This is a genomic window from Bosea sp. BIWAKO-01, from assembly GCF_001748145.1.
Lineage (GTDB): Bacteria > Pseudomonadota > Alphaproteobacteria > Rhizobiales > Beijerinckiaceae > Allobosea.
Genome location: NZ_BCQA01000001.1, coordinates 5,705,298 through 5,723,238, shown reverse-complemented (window position 1 = coordinate 5,723,238; position 17,941 = coordinate 5,705,298). Strand labels below are relative to the sequence as shown.

15 protein-coding genes are annotated in these 17,941 nt (G+C 66.3%); 7 read left to right on the top strand and 8 right to left on the bottom strand.

Annotated features, from left to right (window positions below):
• Nucleotides 1–8 precede the first annotated feature (8 nt).
• From BIWAKO_RS26615 to fhuF, 6 genes are all read left to right on the top strand, one after another.
• Nucleotides 9–1,493 (top strand): NAD(P)-binding domain-containing protein, encoded by a 1,485-nt coding sequence (locus BIWAKO_RS26615; RefSeq protein ID WP_244523557.1) that lies wholly within the window; start codon nt 9–11, stop codon nt 1,491–1,493.
• Between the two features lie 186 nt (nt 1,494–1,679).
• Nucleotides 1,680–2,585, top strand: coding sequence for a S1C family serine protease (locus BIWAKO_RS26610; RefSeq protein ID WP_069881216.1), 906 nt, complete (start codon nt 1,680–1,682; stop codon nt 2,583–2,585).
• A 201-nt stretch (nt 2,586–2,786) separates the two neighbouring features.
• The gene (locus BIWAKO_RS26605; protein WP_069881215.1) at nt 2,787–3,467 is read left to right on the top strand and encodes a redoxin domain-containing protein; all 681 of its coding nucleotides are present in this window, start codon (nt 2,787–2,789) and stop codon (nt 3,465–3,467) included.
• 378 nt (nt 3,468–3,845) lie between these two features.
• Nucleotides 3,846–5,444, top strand: coding sequence for a gamma-glutamyltransferase family protein (locus BIWAKO_RS26600; RefSeq protein WP_069881214.1), 1,599 nt, complete (start codon nt 3,846–3,848; stop codon nt 5,442–5,444).
• Nucleotides 5,445–5,596: 152 nt separating this feature from the next.
• On the top strand, nt 5,597–7,939 hold the full coding sequence (locus BIWAKO_RS26595; protein WP_084651863.1) for a molybdopterin guanine dinucleotide-containing S/N-oxide reductase: 2,343 nt from the start codon (nt 5,597–5,599) through the stop codon (nt 7,937–7,939).
• A gap of 16 nt (nt 7,940–7,955) precedes the next feature.
• Nucleotides 7,956–8,684 (top strand): siderophore-iron reductase FhuF, encoded by a 729-nt coding sequence (fhuF, locus tag BIWAKO_RS26590; RefSeq protein WP_069881213.1) that lies wholly within the window; start codon nt 7,956–7,958, stop codon nt 8,682–8,684.
• 76 nt (nt 8,685–8,760) lie between these two features.
• Here fhuF and BIWAKO_RS26585 read toward each other — a convergent pair whose 3' ends face one another.
• The 7 genes from BIWAKO_RS26585 to psrA form a co-directional block, all read right to left on the bottom strand.
• Nucleotides 8,761–9,438 (bottom strand): phosphatase PAP2 family protein, encoded by a 678-nt coding sequence (locus BIWAKO_RS26585; protein ID WP_176733408.1) that lies wholly within the window; start codon nt 9,436–9,438, stop codon nt 8,761–8,763.
• Nucleotides 9,439–9,633: 195 nt separating this feature from the next.
• Nucleotides 9,634–11,085 carry a phosphonoacetaldehyde dehydrogenase gene (gene phnY / locus BIWAKO_RS26580; RefSeq protein WP_069881211.1) on the bottom strand — a complete coding sequence of 484 codons (1,452 nt, stop codon included), beginning with the start codon at nt 11,083–11,085 and terminating at the stop codon, nt 9,634–9,636.
• Nucleotides 11,086–11,095: 10 nt separating this feature from the next.
• Nucleotides 11,096–12,343, bottom strand: coding sequence for a phosphonoacetate hydrolase (gene phnA / locus BIWAKO_RS26575; RefSeq protein WP_069881210.1), 1,248 nt, complete (start codon nt 12,341–12,343; stop codon nt 11,096–11,098).
• 148 nt (nt 12,344–12,491) lie between these two features.
• Nucleotides 12,492–13,295: a phosphonate ABC transporter, permease protein PhnE gene (gene phnE, locus BIWAKO_RS26570; protein WP_069881209.1), complete on the bottom strand. Its 804-nt coding sequence runs from the start codon at nt 13,293–13,295 to the stop codon at nt 12,492–12,494.
• A gap of 20 nt (nt 13,296–13,315) precedes the next feature.
• Nucleotides 13,316–14,128 carry a phosphonate ABC transporter ATP-binding protein gene (phnC, locus tag BIWAKO_RS26565; RefSeq protein WP_069881208.1) on the bottom strand — a complete coding sequence of 271 codons (813 nt, stop codon included), beginning with the start codon at nt 14,126–14,128 and terminating at the stop codon, nt 13,316–13,318.
• A gap of 32 nt (nt 14,129–14,160) precedes the next feature.
• The gene (gene phnD / locus BIWAKO_RS26560; protein WP_069881207.1) at nt 14,161–15,039 is read right to left on the bottom strand and encodes a phosphonate ABC transporter substrate-binding protein; all 879 of its coding nucleotides are present in this window, start codon (nt 15,037–15,039) and stop codon (nt 14,161–14,163) included.
• Nucleotides 15,040–15,122: 83 nt separating this feature from the next.
• Nucleotides 15,123–16,214: an iron-containing alcohol dehydrogenase PsrA gene (gene psrA, locus BIWAKO_RS26555; protein WP_069881206.1), complete on the bottom strand. Its 1,092-nt coding sequence runs from the start codon at nt 16,212–16,214 to the stop codon at nt 15,123–15,125.
• Between the two features lie 120 nt (nt 16,215–16,334).
• On the opposite strand from psrA, the gene BIWAKO_RS26550 reads away from it, so the two are divergent.
• Nucleotides 16,335–17,204, top strand: a complete 870-nt coding sequence (locus BIWAKO_RS26550) for a LysR substrate-binding domain-containing protein (protein ID WP_069881205.1) — start codon at nt 16,335–16,337, stop codon at nt 17,202–17,204.
• 66 nt (nt 17,205–17,270) lie between these two features.
• Here BIWAKO_RS26550 and BIWAKO_RS26545 read toward each other — a convergent pair whose 3' ends face one another.
• A complete protein-coding gene (locus BIWAKO_RS26545) occupies nt 17,271–17,894 on the bottom strand; it encodes a TetR/AcrR family transcriptional regulator (protein ID WP_069881204.1) in 624 nt (207 codons plus the stop codon).
• Nucleotides 17,895–17,941 lie beyond the last annotated feature (47 nt).

The following is a 17,941-nucleotide window of genomic DNA, read 5'->3' as shown; positions in this document are numbered from 1 at the left end:
GCAGCCAGATGCCGCCAAGGGAAGGCGCGATCGACCGGCTCGGAAATGCCAGCCGCGAACTTATCGCCGCGCTTTCGGGGGAGGTCTCGGGTCGCGAGGGCGGCGCGTTGCGTGTGGCGGAGCGGATTGCCGGAGAGATCGAGGGGTTCGACCGAACCCTGCTGCGGCATCTCTGGGATGAAGAGGACCTGATCATCCCGCTCCTCCTTGAACGCACCCGGGATGACCCGGAATTCGGGTGCCCCTTCGCGGCACGCGGCGTCGACCGCGCGGCGGCCGGCGTCGTGCCTGCGCTTGCGGAGGACGGCTTGAGTTCGCGCGCCTCCTGTCTCATGGCTTTGGGAATGAGCGCCGATCTTGAGCCTTCCGACTCGCCCGATACGACCGAGCCGTCCCCGTCGAGGGGCGATGTCCGGGCCGTATTCAAGGTTGATGTCATGGTCATCGGCGCCGGCCAGGCGGGGCTGTCCAGCGCCTATCACCTGCAGAATCTCGGTCTTGTGGCCGGCAGGAACTATCTCGTTCTCGACAAGTCCCCGGAATCCGGCGGCGCCTGGCAATATCGCTGGCCATCACTGACCCTGAGCACGGTCAACCGGACCCATGATTTGCCGGGCATGCAGTTCTCCGATGTGATCGAACCCGGCCTGACCGAGGTGAGGGCCTCCGAGGCTGTTCCCCAGTATTTCGCGGCCTATGAACGCAAGTTTCGGCTGCCGGTCTATCGCCCGGTGGCGGTCAAGGTCGTCTGCGACCGTGGCGACCGCTTCAGGATCGAGACCGATCGCGAAACCTTCTCGGCCCGCGGCATCATCAATGCCACCGGCACCTGGGAGACACCCTATATTCCGAGCTATCCAGGGGCCGATCGCTTCCTGGGCCGGCAGCTTCACACCCGCGATTACCGCACGGCCGACGCGTTTGCCGGCCAGCATGTCGTCGTGGTCGGCGGCGGCATTTCCGCGCTGCAATTGCTCGATGAGATTTCCCGCGTCACCTCGACCACCTGGGTGACCAAGCGCGAGCCGCAGTTTCGGGAGCGTCCCTTCACGGCGGAAGATGGGCGCGCCGCCGTCGCCATGGTCGAAGACCGGGTCAGGCAGGGCCTGATCCCCGGCTCCGTCGTATCGGTGACCGGGATTCCGCTGTCGCCGGCCTTGCTCGCCGCTCGCGAACGCGGCGTGCTGAAGCGCTTGCCGATGTTCAGCGAGATCACCGAGCGGGGTGTGCGCTGGGCCGACGGTGCCGAGCAAAGGGCCGATGTCATTCTCTGGTGCACCGGATTTCGCAGTTCGCTCGACCATCTCGCGCCTCTGCAGATCCGGGAGGAGAAGGGCGGCATCGTCATGACCGGCCGGCTCGCGACCCAGGTCGGCAAGGACCCGCGCATCCATCTGGTCGGCTATGGCCCCTCGGCCTCGACGATCGGCGCCAACCGGGCGGGCGCTGCCGCGGCGCGCGAACTTGCGGGCTATCTCGGCCTCGTCAGCTAGTCGCGGCGGGTAACGCTCCATGGGACCGGGCGTTCTGCGCCGATCACATTCGGGTCACCGGCCGCTCAATCATCGGCGGGGCCTTGCGTCGATCGAGCCGGTTCATACCTTTTGAGAGAGCTATCCAGTTTCTGCCGGCCGGCACGCCGTCTCGATCCCAGCGCCGCGCCCTTTCAGGATGGAACGATGAGAATCGGCCCGATCTTGCACTCCGTCGTGGGCGTTCGCTCGTCCATTCCTGCCGATGCCTTCACCGCCTCCGCGCTGGGAACACGGCGGGAAGGCAGCGGGGTCGTCATTCGCGACAATGGGCTGGTGCTCACCATCGGCTACCTGATCACCGAGGCCGAGGATGTCTGGCTGACGACCCGGACCGGTCGCGTGGTGCCCGCGCATGCGCTGGCCTATGATCAGGAAACCGGCTTTGGCCTGGTCCAGGCGCTTGAACGGCTCGATCTGCCCGCGGTTTCGTTCGGCGCCGCCACTGATGCCGAAATCGGCGAGTCCGTCGTGCTGGCGGACGGCATCGGGCAAGTCGTGGAGGCCAATATCGTGGCCAAGCAGGAATTCGCCGGCTACTGGGAATATCTGCTGGACGAGGCCATCTTCACCGCCCCGGCGCATCCGTCCTGGGGAGGCGCGGCGCTGTTCGGGCCGGACGGAAAGCTCCTCGGCATCGGCTCGCTGCACCTGCGAATGGGCCGGGCCGGCGAGATCTTCGACGTCAATATGATCGTGCCGATCGATCTGCTTCCGCCGATCCTCGACGATCTGCTCGCTCGGGGCCGGGTCGACAAGCCGCCACGCCCCTGGCTCGGCGCCTTCTCGGCCGAGAGCAATGGCAAGGTCGTGGTGATGAGCGTGGCCGAGGGCGGCCCGGCGGCCCAGGCGGGCCTGCGTCCCGGCGACATCATCTCGGATGTTCGCGATGGCGAGATCGATGGCCTGGCCGATTTCTACCGGAAGCTCTGGGCGAGCGGCCCGGCCGGCGCGGAGGTCCCGATCAGGGTCGTCCGCGACGGCCGCGAGACATGGCTGCGCATCAGGTCCGCCGACCGGAGCAGCTTTCTGAAGAAGCCGCATCTGCAGTGAGCGGCGACGCTGGCCGGGCGGCCGGCCTGGCTGCGTCGGTCTTGTTGCCAGGATCCCGCCACGCCGCACCGCAAGGCTGGGAACCGGGCATCCGCTGAGCTATAGTTGGCAAAGTCAGAAGGGGGTGTGCGCCTCGGCCCGACGCTTCCCTGATCCTGCCCGTTCCCACGCGATCCGGTTCGTCAGGCGGAGGAGCGTCCCATGGCAAATGGATTGCGCCCTCCGGTCTCTCCAGGTGAACGGGCGCCTGATTTCGTGCTCCCGACGGTCGATGGGAGCGGGATCGCGTCGCTCTCTGATTACCGCGGCAGGCATTCGGTGTTCCTCGCACTGTTTGTGGGGCTGTGGTGCCCGTTCTGCCGGCGGGCGATCGCGCACATGGCCGTCACCGATCGCGAGCTCAAGGCCATCGGCGTGGAAACACTCGCGATTGTGGCAACGCAGCTCGAGAACGCGCAGCTCTATTTCAAGTTCCGACCGAGCAACATGCGCCTGGCGGTCGATCCGGAACTCTCAACCCATCGCGCCTATGGTGTGCCAAAGCCGCCTGCAACCCCGGAATATCTCGAGGCCTATGCGACGTTGCGGATCAATCCCAACGACGAGTTCCCGCAACCGGTGCCGATCAAGGAGGCTGCCGACAGGCTGACCAGGCGAGACGGCTACAGGGAGAACCCGACTGACCACTCCGACATGGAGCGGCAATGGCCCCAGCTCAAAGGTCAGTTCCTGATCGATCCGCATGGGATCATCCGCTGGGCGAACATCGAATGCAGCTCCGAAGGGCTTGCCGGGATCGGGAAATTCCCTTCGACGGCCGAAATCCTCGACGCGGCGCGAGCCCTCTTTGCGTCCGGAGCGGGGAGCACGCAGCCCCGCTAGAGCAGCATCGGCCCGTAAAGTGGACGCCGGCATTCAAAGAGAAGCCTATGCTTCGACATGGCGATCTGGATGAAGAGCGGGAGGCGGGGCAAGGGAGAGCATGCAGCCCTCGGCGGGGCAGCGGCTGCGGGTATATTATCTCGAAATATCAAATATCTACATCGATTTTGATATGTGATCCCGAAACTCCCTCGGCGGCCTCGTGACCGGCTCCTTCGACGAGAAACCCGCCATGGCGCCGGCCTTGCGACCGTGCCAGCCATGCATGCAGCTCCGGCGGCACCTCCGGAAAAAGCTTGGGGTGGCGGCCTGTCCTTGTCGGCGAACTGTGCTCTGATCGCACCCAGCCTGAGGACAGGGACGCAAGGACGACTGACAATGCATGGCCGCCGCCCCACGTTGTTTTCTCGCCACGGCATGGTCGCCGCGGCCCACCCGCTTGCCGCCCAGGCCGGCGCACGACTCCTGATCCAGGGTGGCAATGCGTTCGACGCGATTGCGGCGACCGCTGCCGCCCTGACCGTGGTCGAGCCGTTCATGTCGAGCCTGACCGGCATGGGGTCGGCGACGCTCTGGAGCGCCACCGAAAGCCGTGTCCGCGTGCTCGACTTCGTGCCGCCGATCCAGGCGAGCTTCCCGGCCGAGCGCTTCACCAAACGGGCCGAGCTGGAGCGCGGCCCGCATGCGGTCGCGGTGCCCGGCAATCTCGCGGGCTGGTGCGAGCTCGCGGCGCGCTATGGCAGGAAGCCCCTTAGCGAGATCCTGGCGCCGGCGATCGCGCTCGCCCGGGACGGTTTCGCGCTCTCCGAATTCGGTGTCGATGAGTTCAACGAGCAGGCGCCGCTGCTTGAGGCCTGGCCCGAGCTCTATCCCGCATTCAGCGCCAACTACCTGCCGCAGGGCGGGCCGGTGAAGCTCGGCCATGTGCTGCGGCAGGCCGATCTCGCCGGCACATTCGCGGAGATCGCCGCCAAGGGACCGGACCATCTCTATCGCGGCGCGCTCGGCGAAAGGATCGTCGGACATCTCAGCGGGCTCGGCGGCAAGTTGACGATGGCCGATCTCGCCGCCGTGCAGCCGCGCTGGCGCGAGCCGCATGCCGTGAGCTATCGCGGCTTCGAGATCCATGTCCCGCCGCCGCCCTGCGAGGCGTTCCAGTTCCTGCTCAGCCTCAAGATCCTCGAAGGGTTCGATCTGGGGAGCCTGACCAAGGACGGGCCGGAGCATCTCGACCTGGTCTATCGGGCGATCAGGCTCGCGGCCGGGCTCAGGATCGCGAGCAACAATCCCTCGGCCGAGATCCTGGCCGAGATCTTCTCCGATGCCGCCATTGCAGGCCTGCGCCAGCGCGTCAGTGATGGCGAGCCGATCGAGGGCCCGACGGAGCAATGGACGCCGCAGGAGAGTGAGGATCCGGCCCATACCACCTCCTTCTCGGTCGCCGATGCCGAGGGCAACCTGGTCTGCATCACCAACAGCCTCGGCAGCCCGTTCGGCAGCGGCATTGTCGTGCCGGGCACCGGGCTCTGCCTCAACAATTTCCTGTACTGGGCCGATGTCCAGCCCGGCAGCCCGAACCGCTCGAAGCCGGGCGACGAATTGCCGATGTGCATGTCGCCCAGCATCTCGACGCGGGCCGGCAAGCCCGTGCTCGCGCTCGGCACGCCCGGCAGCTACGGCATCATGCAGACCCAGACCCAGGCGATGGTGCAGCACCTCGATTTCGGCCTGCCGCTGCAGGAGGCGATCGAGGCGCCGCGCGCACGGCTCTGGGACGGGCGCTTCATCCAGGCCGAGAACCGTATCGCCGCCGCGACGCTTGAAGAGCTGCGCCGGCGCGGCCACGAGATCGAGGCCTTCGATGTCGGCTGGACGATGCGATGCGGTGGCATGCAGGCCGTGGCGATCGACCCCGCGACGGGGGTGATGACCGGGGCGGCCGATCCGCGCCGGGATGGCTATGTGGTAGCGGTTTGAGAGACGGCAGGTGATGTGCCGGGCCGGCGCGTCATGCCGGCCCGCGGCAGCGAGCATCGGCCGGGATCGCAGAAATAGCTTGCGATGAACGGGCAATGTGCCGGATGGCTGGACCGGCTGTGGCGGCGTTCTCGCCTTCGGAAAGACATGTGATGACCACGTCGAGCGACCAGATGAGCGAACCGTCCGGGGCGGATGAGAGCTTCCGCCCGCATACCTCGCATTGGGGCGTGTTCTCGGCGCGCATGCAGGATGGCCGGCTCGAAGTCCGGCCTCATCCGGGTGACCCCGACCCGAACGAGATCATCCAGAACTTCCCCGCCGCCCTGCGCCACCGCGCGCGGATCGCGCAGCCCATGGTCCGCCGCGGCTGGCTCGAGCGCGGCCCCGGCCCGGATGATAGGCGCGGACGCGACGAATACCTGCCGATGTCCTGGAGCGCCGTGCTCGATCTGCTCGGAGGCGAGCTTGCGCGCATCCGCGACAATCACGGCCCGGGCGCGATCTTCGGCGGCTCCTATGGCTGGGCGAGCGCCGGGCGCTTCCACCACGCCCAGAGCCAGATCCACCGTTTCCTGAACACCTCGGTCGGCGGCTATGTCCGCTCGGTCAACAGCTATTCCTCGGGCGCGTCCTCGGTCCTGGTGCCGCATGTCATCGGAGACTACGAGGACCTGGTGAAGCGCAATGTCTCCTGGGAGCAGATCGCCGCGCATAGCGAGATCGTGCTCGCCTTCGGCGGCATGGCCCTGAAGAACAGCATGGTGGCCGGCGGCAGCATCAGCAAGCATGTCGAGCGCGGTGCCATGGACCGGGCGAGGGCGCGCGGTTGCCAGTTCGTGCTGGTCGGGCCGCTGCGGGGCGACCTGCCGGAGGAGGCAGGCGCGGAGTGGGTCTCCTCCAATCCCGGCAGCGACACGGCGCTGATGATGGCGCTCGTCCATACCCTCGTCGTCAATGGTCTGCATGATCGCGGCTTCCTCGAGCGCTGCACGATCGGCTGGCCGATCTTCGAGCGCTATCTCCTGGGCGAGACCGACGGCCAGCCCAAGGATGCGGCCTGGGCCGCGGCGATCACCGGCGTTCCAGCCGATGCGATCACGGCGCTGGCCAAGCGGCTGCATGGCCAGCGCGCGCTGATCGTCGTCGCCCATGCGCTGCAGCGCGCCGAGCACGGCGAACAGCCGGTCTGGATGGGCATGGTGCTGGCGGCAGCACTCGGCCAGATCGGCCTGCCGGGCGGCGGCTATGGCTATGGGCTGGGCGCGATCGCCTATTACGGTCGGCGCTACAATGCCGTGCCGGTGCCGACCTTCTCGCAGGGGCGAAACGGGGTTTCCGATTTCATTCCGGTCGCCCGCATCGCCGACATGCTGCTGAACCCGGGGACCAGCTATCGCTATAACGGCCAGACCCGGACCTATCCCGAGATCAAGCTGGTCTACTGGGCCGGCGGCAATCCGTTCCACCATCATCAGGACCTGAACCGCTTGCGCCAGGCCTTCGCCTGGCTCGATACGCTGGTCGTGCATGAGCTCGCCTGGACGGCAACCGCGCGCCATGCCGACATCGTGCTGCCCTGCACGATGACGCTGGAGCGCGAGGATATCGGCGGCAGTTCCAACGACCCGCTGCTCGTCCCGATGCAGCCGGTCGTCGAGCCCTATGGCGAAGCGCGCGACGACTACGCGATCTTCGCCGATCTCGCCGAGCGGCTCGGCACCCGCCAGGCCTTCACCGAGGGCCGTTCGGTGCGGCAATGGCTGGAGCATCTCTACGAGCCGACCCGTGTCGAACTCGCGGCCCAGGGCCTGCCGGCGCCCAGCTTCCAGGAGTTCTGGGCAGGCGAGGGCTTCGAGCTGCCGCAATTGCCGGACGATGGTGGGCGCCTGCGGAAATTCCGCGAGGACCCGGCGGGGCATCCGCTGCCGACGCCGACCGGCAAGCTGGAGATCTATTCGGAGACGATCGCGAGCTTTGGCGAGGCGGATTGCCCGGGCCACCCGACCTGGCTCGGGCCGACCAATGTGCCCGACAAGGCCTCGCCCTACGTGCTGGTCGCGAACCAGCCGCGCACGCGGTTGCACAGTCAGTTCGATTTCGGCGGCCATAGCAGCGAGGCCAAGCATCGCGGCCGCGAGGTCGCCAGCATGCACCCCGCGGATGCGGCCGCGCGCGGCATCGCCGATGGCGACATCGTCCGGATCTCGAACGAGCGGGGCGCCTGCCTTGCCGGCTTGCGCGTCACCGATGGCATCCGCCAGGGCGTGATCCAGCTCCCGACCGGCGCCTGGTACGATCCTGCCGACCCGACCGAGGACAAGTCGCTCTGGGTCCACGGCAACCCCAATGTCCTGACTCGGGATGTCGGAACCTCGGCCCTGGCGCAGGGCTGCACGGGGCAGCTGACGACGGTCCAGGTCGAGCGCTTCGACGGCAACCTGCCGCCGATCCAGGCCTATGATCCGCCCGCGCGCCAGGTCGTGCCGGCCTAGGCACCAAAGCCGGACCATGACCATTCCGGTATTCGCGCCGCTGTTTTCGGGTGAACTGGCGCCCTATGGCGACCGTTTCGTCCTGGCTGCGGATGCTCCGGCCCCCTCGCCGGGCAGAGATCTCGGCGATGCCACCAGGCTGGCCGAGTTGCTTGCGCTCTATTCCCGGCAATGCCCTGGAGGCGACCGGCGCGCGATCGCCTCGCTCTGGTCGAAGCAGCATTTCGCCACGCTGCTGCCGCCCTATCTGGCGTTCGCGCTGATGGCGCAAAGGGCGGTCGATATCGACTTGGCCGCCATCGGCTGCACCTTCGGTCCCGATGGCACGACACGCCACATCCACCTGCACGGCATCGGAAGCAATGCAATCCCGGCTGATGAAGGCCCGCGCTTCATGCCGCTGATCCAGGGACATATCGAGCCCATGGTCCTGGCGCTGTCGGCGGCCGCCGGCATTTCGCGAAAAGTGGTCTGGAGCAATGCCGGCAACATGTTCGAATTCGTCCTGCGGCGCATCGAACGCGCTATCGGCGTCAATGACGCCGTCGCCGAGGCCTTGAGCTTTCTGGAGAGCGCACGCTTGCCGAATGGCAAGCCCAACCCGCTCTTCAAGCCTGTGTCCTATGCCGATCCGGCTGACGGAAGTGGCCGGCAGCGCCGGGTCTGCTGCATCCGGTACCTCGTTCCCGGACGCAGCTATTGCTCGACCTGTCCATTGCCGGCCGCAAGGGCGGCGGCGGGATAGTCGGGTATCCCTGCGGCGAATGCCGGTGCCATTGGCCGTCGAAGCGCGAGGCCGTCTGTCGAACGCCGAGGCAGGGCTATGATTCAGCCGGCACGGCCGCCGGCGCTTGAACGTCGCGGCGTTGCTGGAGACGAAGTCCAAGCGTCCAGCAGAGTGCGGCCCAGACGCTGCCGATGCACCATCCTGCCAGGACGTCGCTGGGATAATGCACGCCGAGATAGATGCGGCTGAGGCCGACGGCCACTGTCAGAATGATCGCCAGCGCCATCAGATAAGCTCTGACTCGCCTGTCGGTCGCCATTTGCGACAGCACGGCGCCAAGCGTCAGGAATGTCATCGCAGACAGGGTTGCATGCTCGCTTGGAAAGTTCGCGGTGAAGACGACATAGGGACCATCGGGTCCCGGTCGGTCCAGCCAGAGCTGCAGCGCGGCGCTGACCGCAGCACCGCCTATCACGGTCACGCTCACGAGCTTCGCCGCATCGCGCCTGCCGATCAGGATGAGATAGCCGACCGTCGCAGCGAACAGAATGCCGAGGAAGGCAAAGCTGCCCAATGCCGTGATGTCGCGGCCCGCCTCCTGGAGCCATGGCGGGCCGAGCGGTCGTCCGAGATCACCGGCACTCCTGAACGCCGCCAGTACCGCCATGTCGAGGCGCGCGAGATCACCAGCGATCATTTCGCCGGCAAGGAAGCACAGGCCGAGCACAGCGACGGCAAAGGCCGTGGGCGCCAGCCGGGAAGCCGGTTCCATGTTTTCGACCCGGTCAAAGGCGCGATGCGGGACTTCCATCGGGCCAGAGTAACCCGGCGTTTTGCCGAGGAATAGCGCGATCTGCGGTCGGTTCGGCCAGCCGCTATCATGGTTGGGCCGAACAGAAGGGCTCCGAGACCGTCAACCGCTTCAGGATCGCCCCACGCCCGGCAACGTGCGTCTGCCGACCCAGGATCATGCGGTCCAGGGCAGGGACCATGTCTTGACGTTTGTGAAGCTCTTCATGGCTTCGACGACGCCCTCCTTGTAGCCGAGGCCTGAATCCTTGATGCCGCCGAAGGGCGACATCTCGATGCGGTAGCCGGGAACCTCCCAGAGGTTGACGGTGCCGACCTCGAGCTCGGCGACGAAGCGCTGGATATAGTCGAAGCGGTTGGTGCAGACGCCCGAGGACAGGCCATAGGCCGTCGAGTTCGAGATCGCGATCACCTCGGCGATGTCGTTGGGCACGCGGATGATCGGGATCACCGGGCCGAAGGTCTCCTCATGCACCAGCTCGCAGGTATGGGGGATGCGGTCGACCACGGTCGGGTGGAAGAGCGCACCCTCGGCCCGCTGGCCGTAGAGCACTTCGGCGCCCTTGCTTACGGCGTCGTCGACGCGCGCCTGGAAGAGCGCGGCCGAGCGAGCGTTGATGACGGTGCCGACATCGGTTGCCGGATCCATCGGGTTGCCGCATTTCAGCTTTTTCGCCTTCTCGACGACCAGCTTGGCGAAGGCGTCGGCGACGCTCTCGACCACCAGGATGCGCTTCACCGCGGTGCAGCGCTGCCCGGAATTCTTGGTCGCACCGGTGACCGCGAGCTCGGCCGCCTTGTCGAGATCGGCATCCTCCATGACGATCAGCGGGTCGTTGCCGCCGAGTTCGAGGACGATGCGCTTGTAGCCGGCGGTGGCGGCGATGTGCTTGCCGACGCGGACCGAGCCGGTGAAGGTCACCAGATCGGCATCGGGATCGGTGATCATCGCATCGCCCATGGTCGAGGGGTTGCCGGTGACGACCGAGAGCATCTCGGGCGGCAGCCCGGCTTCGTAGAGCACGTCGGCCAGCGCCAGCGCGGTCAGCGGCGTCAGTTCGGTCGGCTTCAGCACCAGCCGGTTATTGGTGGCGATCGCCGGCGCCAGCTTGTGGCTGACCATGTTGAGCGGATGGTTGAACGGCGTGATCGCCGAGATCACGCCGAGCAGGGGCTGGCGCGTCGTGAAGATCTTGCGCGCCTTGCCGTTCGGCGAGATGTCGCAGGAGAACATCTCGCCATCGTCCTTGATGGTGAGCTGGGCCGCGAAGGACCAGACGTCATAGGCGCGGCTCGCCTCGTAGAGCGAATCCTTCCAGCACAGCCCGGCTTCGGCCGTGATCAGCCGGGCGAACTGGTCCTTGCGGTCGCGCAGCAGCTCGGCCGTCTTCTGCAGGATCTGCTGGCGCTCATAGCGGGTCAGCGTCGGCTTGAAGGCGCGCGCCTTGGCGAAGGCCTCGCGGACATGCTCGGGCCGGGCCGCCGGCACCAGGCCGACGACGGAGTTGTCATAGGGGTTGCGGACCTCGACCATGTCGTCCGTCGAGACGAGCTTGCCGGCGATCCGCATCGTCTCGCGGCGGGGTGTCGGGCTGAAGGGAGCGTTCATCACCAGGTCCTCAAGCCGCGACGCAGTTCAGGGCGACGTCGAAGACGTCGAAATTGCGCAATGGTTCCTTCGGCCAATCGACTGAGCGGTTGACCAGCATCGGCACCAGCTGCTCGGTCAGGCCGCCATGCGAGCGCAGCGGCTCGGTCAAGCCGGTCAGGTCGTGTCGCGCCGCGCTCGTGCCGAGGACCTTGTGGCGGGTCGAGATCACCACGATGTCGCCGATCCGGTCGGCCGGAAGCGAGAAGCGGGCGCAGGCGGCGGCGCTGTCGAGCACGACCTCGACGCCGTCGGTCGCGGCAAGCTCGGCGATGAGCGCCCGGCCGTCTGTTCCCTCCGGCAGGTAGATGGTCGCGAAGGAGCCGAGCGCGCCGTGATGGGCGACATAAGGGTCGGTGATCGGCAGGATCACGCGCGCCTGGCCGACGTCGCAACGCCCGTCGACCCAATCCTGGAGATAGAGTACATCGGGCTCGCCCGACGCGAGGTGCTTGTCGTTCATGCCGTGATCGGCGGTGAGCGCCAGGACGCAGCCGAGCGCATCCAGTTCGCCGATATAGCGATCCATCATCGCATAGAAGGCGTTGGCGACCTCGCTGTCCGGCGCAGCCTTGTGCTGGATGTAGTCCGTGGTCGAGAGATACATGACGTCCGGCCGGAACGTCCTGATCAGCTTGACGCCGGCCGCGAAGACGAATTCCGAGAGATCGGCCGAATAGACCTCCGGCAGCGGCTTGCCGACGAAGGCGGGCAGGTTCTCGATGCCGTTCTCGGCCAGCGTCGCCTTGTCCGCCTTTTCCGAGGAGAAGGCGATCGAGCGGCCGCTCTTCGGATCCAGGCCCTTGCCGAGCAGGGTGCGCAGCTTGTCCTTGGCGGTGACGACGGCAACCTTGGCGCCGGCCTCCTCGAAGGCCTGCATGATGGTGTCGGCGCGCATGAAGCGCACATCGTTCATCATCACCTCTTCGCCGGCCGCCCGATCGTAGAAGTAGTTGCCCGCGATGCCGTGGACCGCCGGCGGCTGGCCGGTGATGATCGAGATGTTGTTCGGATTGGTGAAGCTCGGGATCACCGAGCGCGCCAGCCGGTAGGAGCCAGCGCGCAGCAGCCGGTCGAGATTGGGAGCCAGTCCCCTGGCGATGGCCGCCTCGATATAGCCGGGCTCGGAGCCATCGATGCAGACCACGACGGTCGGGACATCCGGCTTGCGGTAGCTGCGGCCATTGGCGTTGACGGTATTGGGGGCTCGGGTGAGCATGGCTCTTCCTTTCGAGAAGCTGGCCTGGCGCTTCAGCGATATCGGCAGGTGGGGCAGGGCAGGGATTGAGGGCGGTAGCCGCGCAAGCGGGTCCGTCGCGCAGGAGGGGCAGCCGACCGTGGCAAACCGGGCCACGGTCGGCAGCGCCTTACCGGATCATGGCGCGGACACGCGACGAGATGAGATCGGCGGCGAGCACCATCGCCAGGATCATCAGGATGCAGGTCGCGGTATCCTGGTACTTGAAGAGCTTCATCGAGGAGACGAGCTCGAAGCCGATGCCTCCCGCACCCACCATGCCGAGCACGGTCGACTGGCGGACATTGGTTTCCAGCCGGTAGAACACCGTGCCGAGCCAGGTCGGCAGCACCTGCGGGAGGACGCCGAAGAAGAAGGTCTGGAACGGCCCGACGCCGGCCGAGCGGAACGCCTCCAGCGGCCCCTCGTCGATATCTTCCATCGCCTCGGCGAAGAACTTGCCGAGCATGCCGGCGCCGTGGATCGCAAGGGCCAGGACGCCGGCGAAGGGGCCGAGGCCGATGGCGGCAACGAAGATCAGCGCCAGGATGATCTCGTTGATGCCGCGCATGCAGTTCAGCACCTGGCGCGTGGCGTGGTAGACGACCGGGCTCGGGCTGAGATTGCGGGCCGCGAAGAAGCAGATCGGCAGCGCGATGACGACACCGAGCAGCGTGCCCCAGACGGCGACCTGCAGGCTTTCCAGCGCTGGCTTCCAGAGCCGGTCCAGGAAATCCGGATTGGGCGGCATCATGCGGACCAGGAAGTCCCACATGTAGGGGATGCCGTTCCACAGATTGCTGGCATTGATCTGCGACCCGAGCGCAGCCCACCAGAGGAAGACGAGGGTCGCGAGCGACAGGGCGCTGACGCCCCACCAGCCGAAGCGGCCCTGCGGCGGGCGAAGGACGAGTTGCAATGTTCCAAATGACATGATCGGGCTCCCCGTCGCGTTCAGGCGGTTGCGGTGGCGATGAACGGGGACGCCAGCACCGGCTGGGCCACCGGGCGCGGCTTCAGGACGCGGCTAATTCCGGGGTCTTCGAGGCCGGGATAGATCTGGTGGACGATCTCGGAGGTCAGCTGGTCCGGCGCGTCGTCGAAGATTACTTTGCCGCCGCTGAGCCCGACGATGCGCTCGCCGAATTCCACGGCATAGTCGACCTGGTGCAGGTTGCAGATCACGGCGATGCCTTCCTCCTTGCAGATCGCCTTGAGGTAGCCGAGCACCACGCGCGAGGTCTTCGGATCGAGGCTCGCCACCGGCTCGTCGCACAGGATCACCGCCGGCTGTTGCGCCAGCGCCCTGGCGATGCCGACGCGCTGCTGCTCGCCGCCTGAAAGCTGGTCGCCCCGCGCATTGGCCTTGTGCGCCAGCTCGACCCGCGTCAGGCATTCCATCGCGATATCGACGTCCCGCCTGGGAAAGAGCTGCAGCATCGACAGGAAGGATGAGAGCCCGGCCATGCGGCCGACGAGCACGTTCTTCAGCACCGAAAGGCGCTTCACCAGATTGTGGTGCTGGAAGATCATGGCGACGGGCCGCTCGCCGCGCACGCTGCGTTTGGCGTCGAAGACGGTGCCGTCGATTACGGTCCGACCCGCATCGGGCTGCACCAGCCCGTTGATGCAGCGCAACAGCGTCGACTTGCCGGCACCGCTGGGGCCTAGCACGACCAGGAACTCGCCTGCTCTCACGGTCAGGTCGATGCCCTGCAGCACCGGCCGACCGACATAGGACTTCTTCAGCCCTTCGATCTTGATCATCTCGGATCCTCCGTGAACCGCGCCAGGCGCGGTTACTTCATCTTGGCCAGATCGAGATTCAGCACTTTCGCTGTGTCCCGGATGATGTCGTAGGCTTGGTCGTTGGTCTCGACGAAGCGGTTGAGCTTGCCCTGATCGGCCCAGGTGATGTCCCTGATGTTCAGGAAGGCGGTCCTGATCTGCTTCTTCAGGTCGTCGGGCAGGTTCTTGCGCCAGCAGGTCGGCGATTCCGGGATCGGGTCGGAGCGCCAGACGACCTGGATATTCGCCGGGTCGATCAGCTTCTTCTGGACCGCGGCATCGAAGATGCGGTCGGCGATCGTCGCGGCGTCGACGCGTTTATTGGCGACGGCGAGCGCATTGGCGTCATGCGAGCCGGTGAAGAGCACGCGGCCGAAATCCTTCTCCGGATCAAAGCCGATCTTCATCAGCCCGGCCTTCGGGAAGAGGTGGCCGGAAGTGGAGGAAGGATCGACGAAGGCAAAGGTGCGGCCCTTCAGGTCCTTCACTTCCTTGATGCCGCTGTCTTTCCGCGTGATGATCTGGGCGTGGTAATAGGTGCGGCCGGACTTGGCGGTTTCGGCGGTCGCGAAGGCCTCGATCGGCGCGACCGTGGTGCCGAGCACATAGGAGAACGGGCCGAGATAGGCGACCTCGACATGGCCCGAGCGCATGGCTTCGATGACGCCGTTATAGTCCGAGGCGACGAAGCCCTGGACCTTGATGCCGAGATTCTTCTCCAGTGCGTCCAGCAATTGCTGACTCGATTCCAGCATGGCGCGGGAATCCTCCGACGGGATCAGCCCGACCCGGATCAGCTTCGTCTGGGCCCGAACCAGATGCGGCATGGCCAGAACGGCCCCCGCTGCGGCAAGCGAACCCGTCAACACCTTCCGACGCGAAATGTTCATGTCATCCTCCCAAGATGATCCGGTGGTCCTTTGACCTTGCCGGTGAACCGATTACGGGCGCCGTAGCCCTGATGTGAGTGATGTTAGGCAGCTTTGGCGGCCTGTCTCCCGATGAAATTGCGACCCCGCTCACCCTCCAGCGCCTTTGCCACCAGCCGGTCCCATTCGACCGGCGAGACGCCATAGGCGGCCGGGTCGGTCTTGACGCCGAGCCCTTGCAGGAACAGGCCAAGCCGTTCGGCGCCGGCATCGAGATCGCTGCCGAACACCCGCCGGAGCGCGGCATCGCATTGCGGCTGCGTGCCCATGGCCCAGCGCATCACGATCGGCAGCGAGAACGAGCAGGCGATGCCGTGGATCGTGCCGCTCTTCAGCGTGATGTCGTAGGAGATGTTATGGGCCAGCGCCGTCTTGGTGTTGGAGAAGGCGAGGCCCGCCAGCAGGCTGGCGCGCATCTGGCGCTCCCTGAGGCCGATATCGTCGAGCCGCTCCATCAGCCGCGGCAGGGTGTCGATGATCTCGCGCGCGGCCTCCACGGCGTAATTGGCCGAGACCGGGTTGCCATTGACGTTCCAGATGCTCTCCAGCGCATGCGAGAGCGCGTCGAGCCCGGTCGCAAGCGTCAGGCCGCGCGGCGCCCCCAGCGTCAGGGCAGGGTCGAGCACGGCCGCCTCGGGATAGAGCCGGGGATGGGCGAGCGAATATTTGCTGCCATGGGCGGCGTCCCAGACGGTGGCCCAGGAGGTGACTTCGCTGCCGGTTCCGGCCGTCGTGGGAACGGCGATGATCGGAATGATGCTGGAGGCATCGAGCGGAGCCTTGTCGACGAGATGGCGGCGCACGGTCTCGAAATCGCCCCCGCTGGCGGCAAGCACCTTGGCCGCGTCGATCATCGAGCCGCCGCCGAGCGCGACGATGACCTCGGCCCGCTCTACAGATGCGCCGAACAGGCGGCAGGATTCGACGAGATCGGCACAATCGGGATTGGTCTCGATATTGGCGATCGTCACCACCGGCGCCCCGGCAGCCTGTGCCAGGCGCTCCGCGAGGTCGCGAAAGATCGGCTGGTCATAGGTGACGAGCGCCCAGCGCCGCTTGCCGATCAGGCCGGCGACCTCATCGAACAGGCCGGCGCCGAACCGAATCCTGACGGGATTCCAATAGGCCCAATGCATGCGTTCCACCCTCGTTCCGTCTCGTTCGCCGCGCTTTCCCGGCGCTGTTGGAGTGGATGCTCACAAAGGGCGATCGAATAAACAAATTGATTTTTCAGAGCTGATAGATAGAAATTTACTATGCGTTATACGCGCCTTCGCTCTTTCCATGCCGTTGCCACGGCAGGCGGCTTCAATGCCGCTGCCGCGGAGTTCAACATCAGCCAGCCGACGCTGACCGCACAGGTTGGCGCGCTCGAGGACGAGTACGGGGTCGAACTCTTCGTCCGGAAGGGGCGGCGCCGGGAACTGAGCGACGCGGGGCGACAATTGCTGGCGATCACCACCCGCCTGTTCTCGGAGGAGGACGAGGCGATCGCCTTTCTCGAGCAGTCGCGCGAACTCAGGACCGGCCGGTTGTCGATCAGCGCGGTTGGCCCCTATCACGTCACCGAGATGCTCGCGGCCTTCAACCGTGCCTATCCCGGGATCGAACTTGCCGTGAAGATCGGCAATTCGACCGAAGTCCTGGACGATCTCTTCGAGTATCGCTGCGACGTCGCCGTGCTGGCCTATCTCGACGAGGATGATCGGCTGCTCACCATTCCCTATCGCCGGCATCCGGTCGCGGTGTTCGTGCGGGCGGATCACCGGCTGGCCGGATGCCCGAGCATCGACATTGCGGCGCTCGACGGCGAGGCGATGATCGTGCGTGAGCGCGGATCGACGACGCGAAGGGCCTTTGAGGAAGCGCTCGCCGCGACCAGGACGAGGCCGCGCACCGTCATGGAGATCGGTAGCCGCGAGGCGATCCGCGAGGCAGTGATCCGCGGGCTCGGCATCAGCTATGTCTCGGTCGCCGAATTCGTGCCTGACCCGGCACTCCGCCTGATCCCGATCGCGGATGCGGAGATCTACACCTACGCGCATGTCGTCATCTTGCGGAAGCGCGAGGCCAGCCGGATCGTGAAAGCCTTCCTCAATACCGTCCGGCAGACCAAGGACATGTGATCGCCCAAACCGCCCGTGTTGGGGCGCGTTCGGGGCCGGCCAAAGCGAGAGTGCTGTGCGCTACGGCTACGCGGCGCGAGCCGGAGCGTGCCGGGCCGCCGTGATCAGGGCGTGCGTCATCTGCCGCAGGATCGCTGTCGCATCGCAGGAGGAGAGGATCTGCGAACTGACGAAGGCCCCATTGATGAGCACCGAGAGTTGGGTCGCAAGCACGTCGGGATGCTTGACCCGGAGCCGCTCGGTGATGCCCTGCAGGCGGTCGTACAATTGCTGCTTGTGCGTCCTTGCCACGAGCCGGGCAGGGTGGTCTTCGTCCGGAAATTCCGCGGCGACGTTGATCTGGGGGCAGCCGCGATAATGCGGCCGGCCGACGCGCTCGCCGATCCAGCCCATATGGGCGTCGAGCTCGGCTTCGCCGTCGCCTGAATGGCGCGCTGCCACACTATCCCAGAGTGCCCAGAAATCCGCGTCCTCCCGCTGCAGATACGCGGCGATGAGGTCGTCCTTTGTGCGAAAGTGCCGGTAGAGGCTCGTCTTCGCGACGCCGGCCGCCTCGATGATCACATCGACGCCGACGGCGCGGACGCCACGGCGGTAGAACAGGTCGGATGCGGTCGCGAGCAGCCGCTCGCGCATGTCGACCTGGCCCGTTTCCTCGGCCGGCCGTTGGTTCGTTGGCTCCGTCCGCATGCACTGCTCTCCCGTGATGAGGCGATGATAGCAGCTTGCTGCTTGAC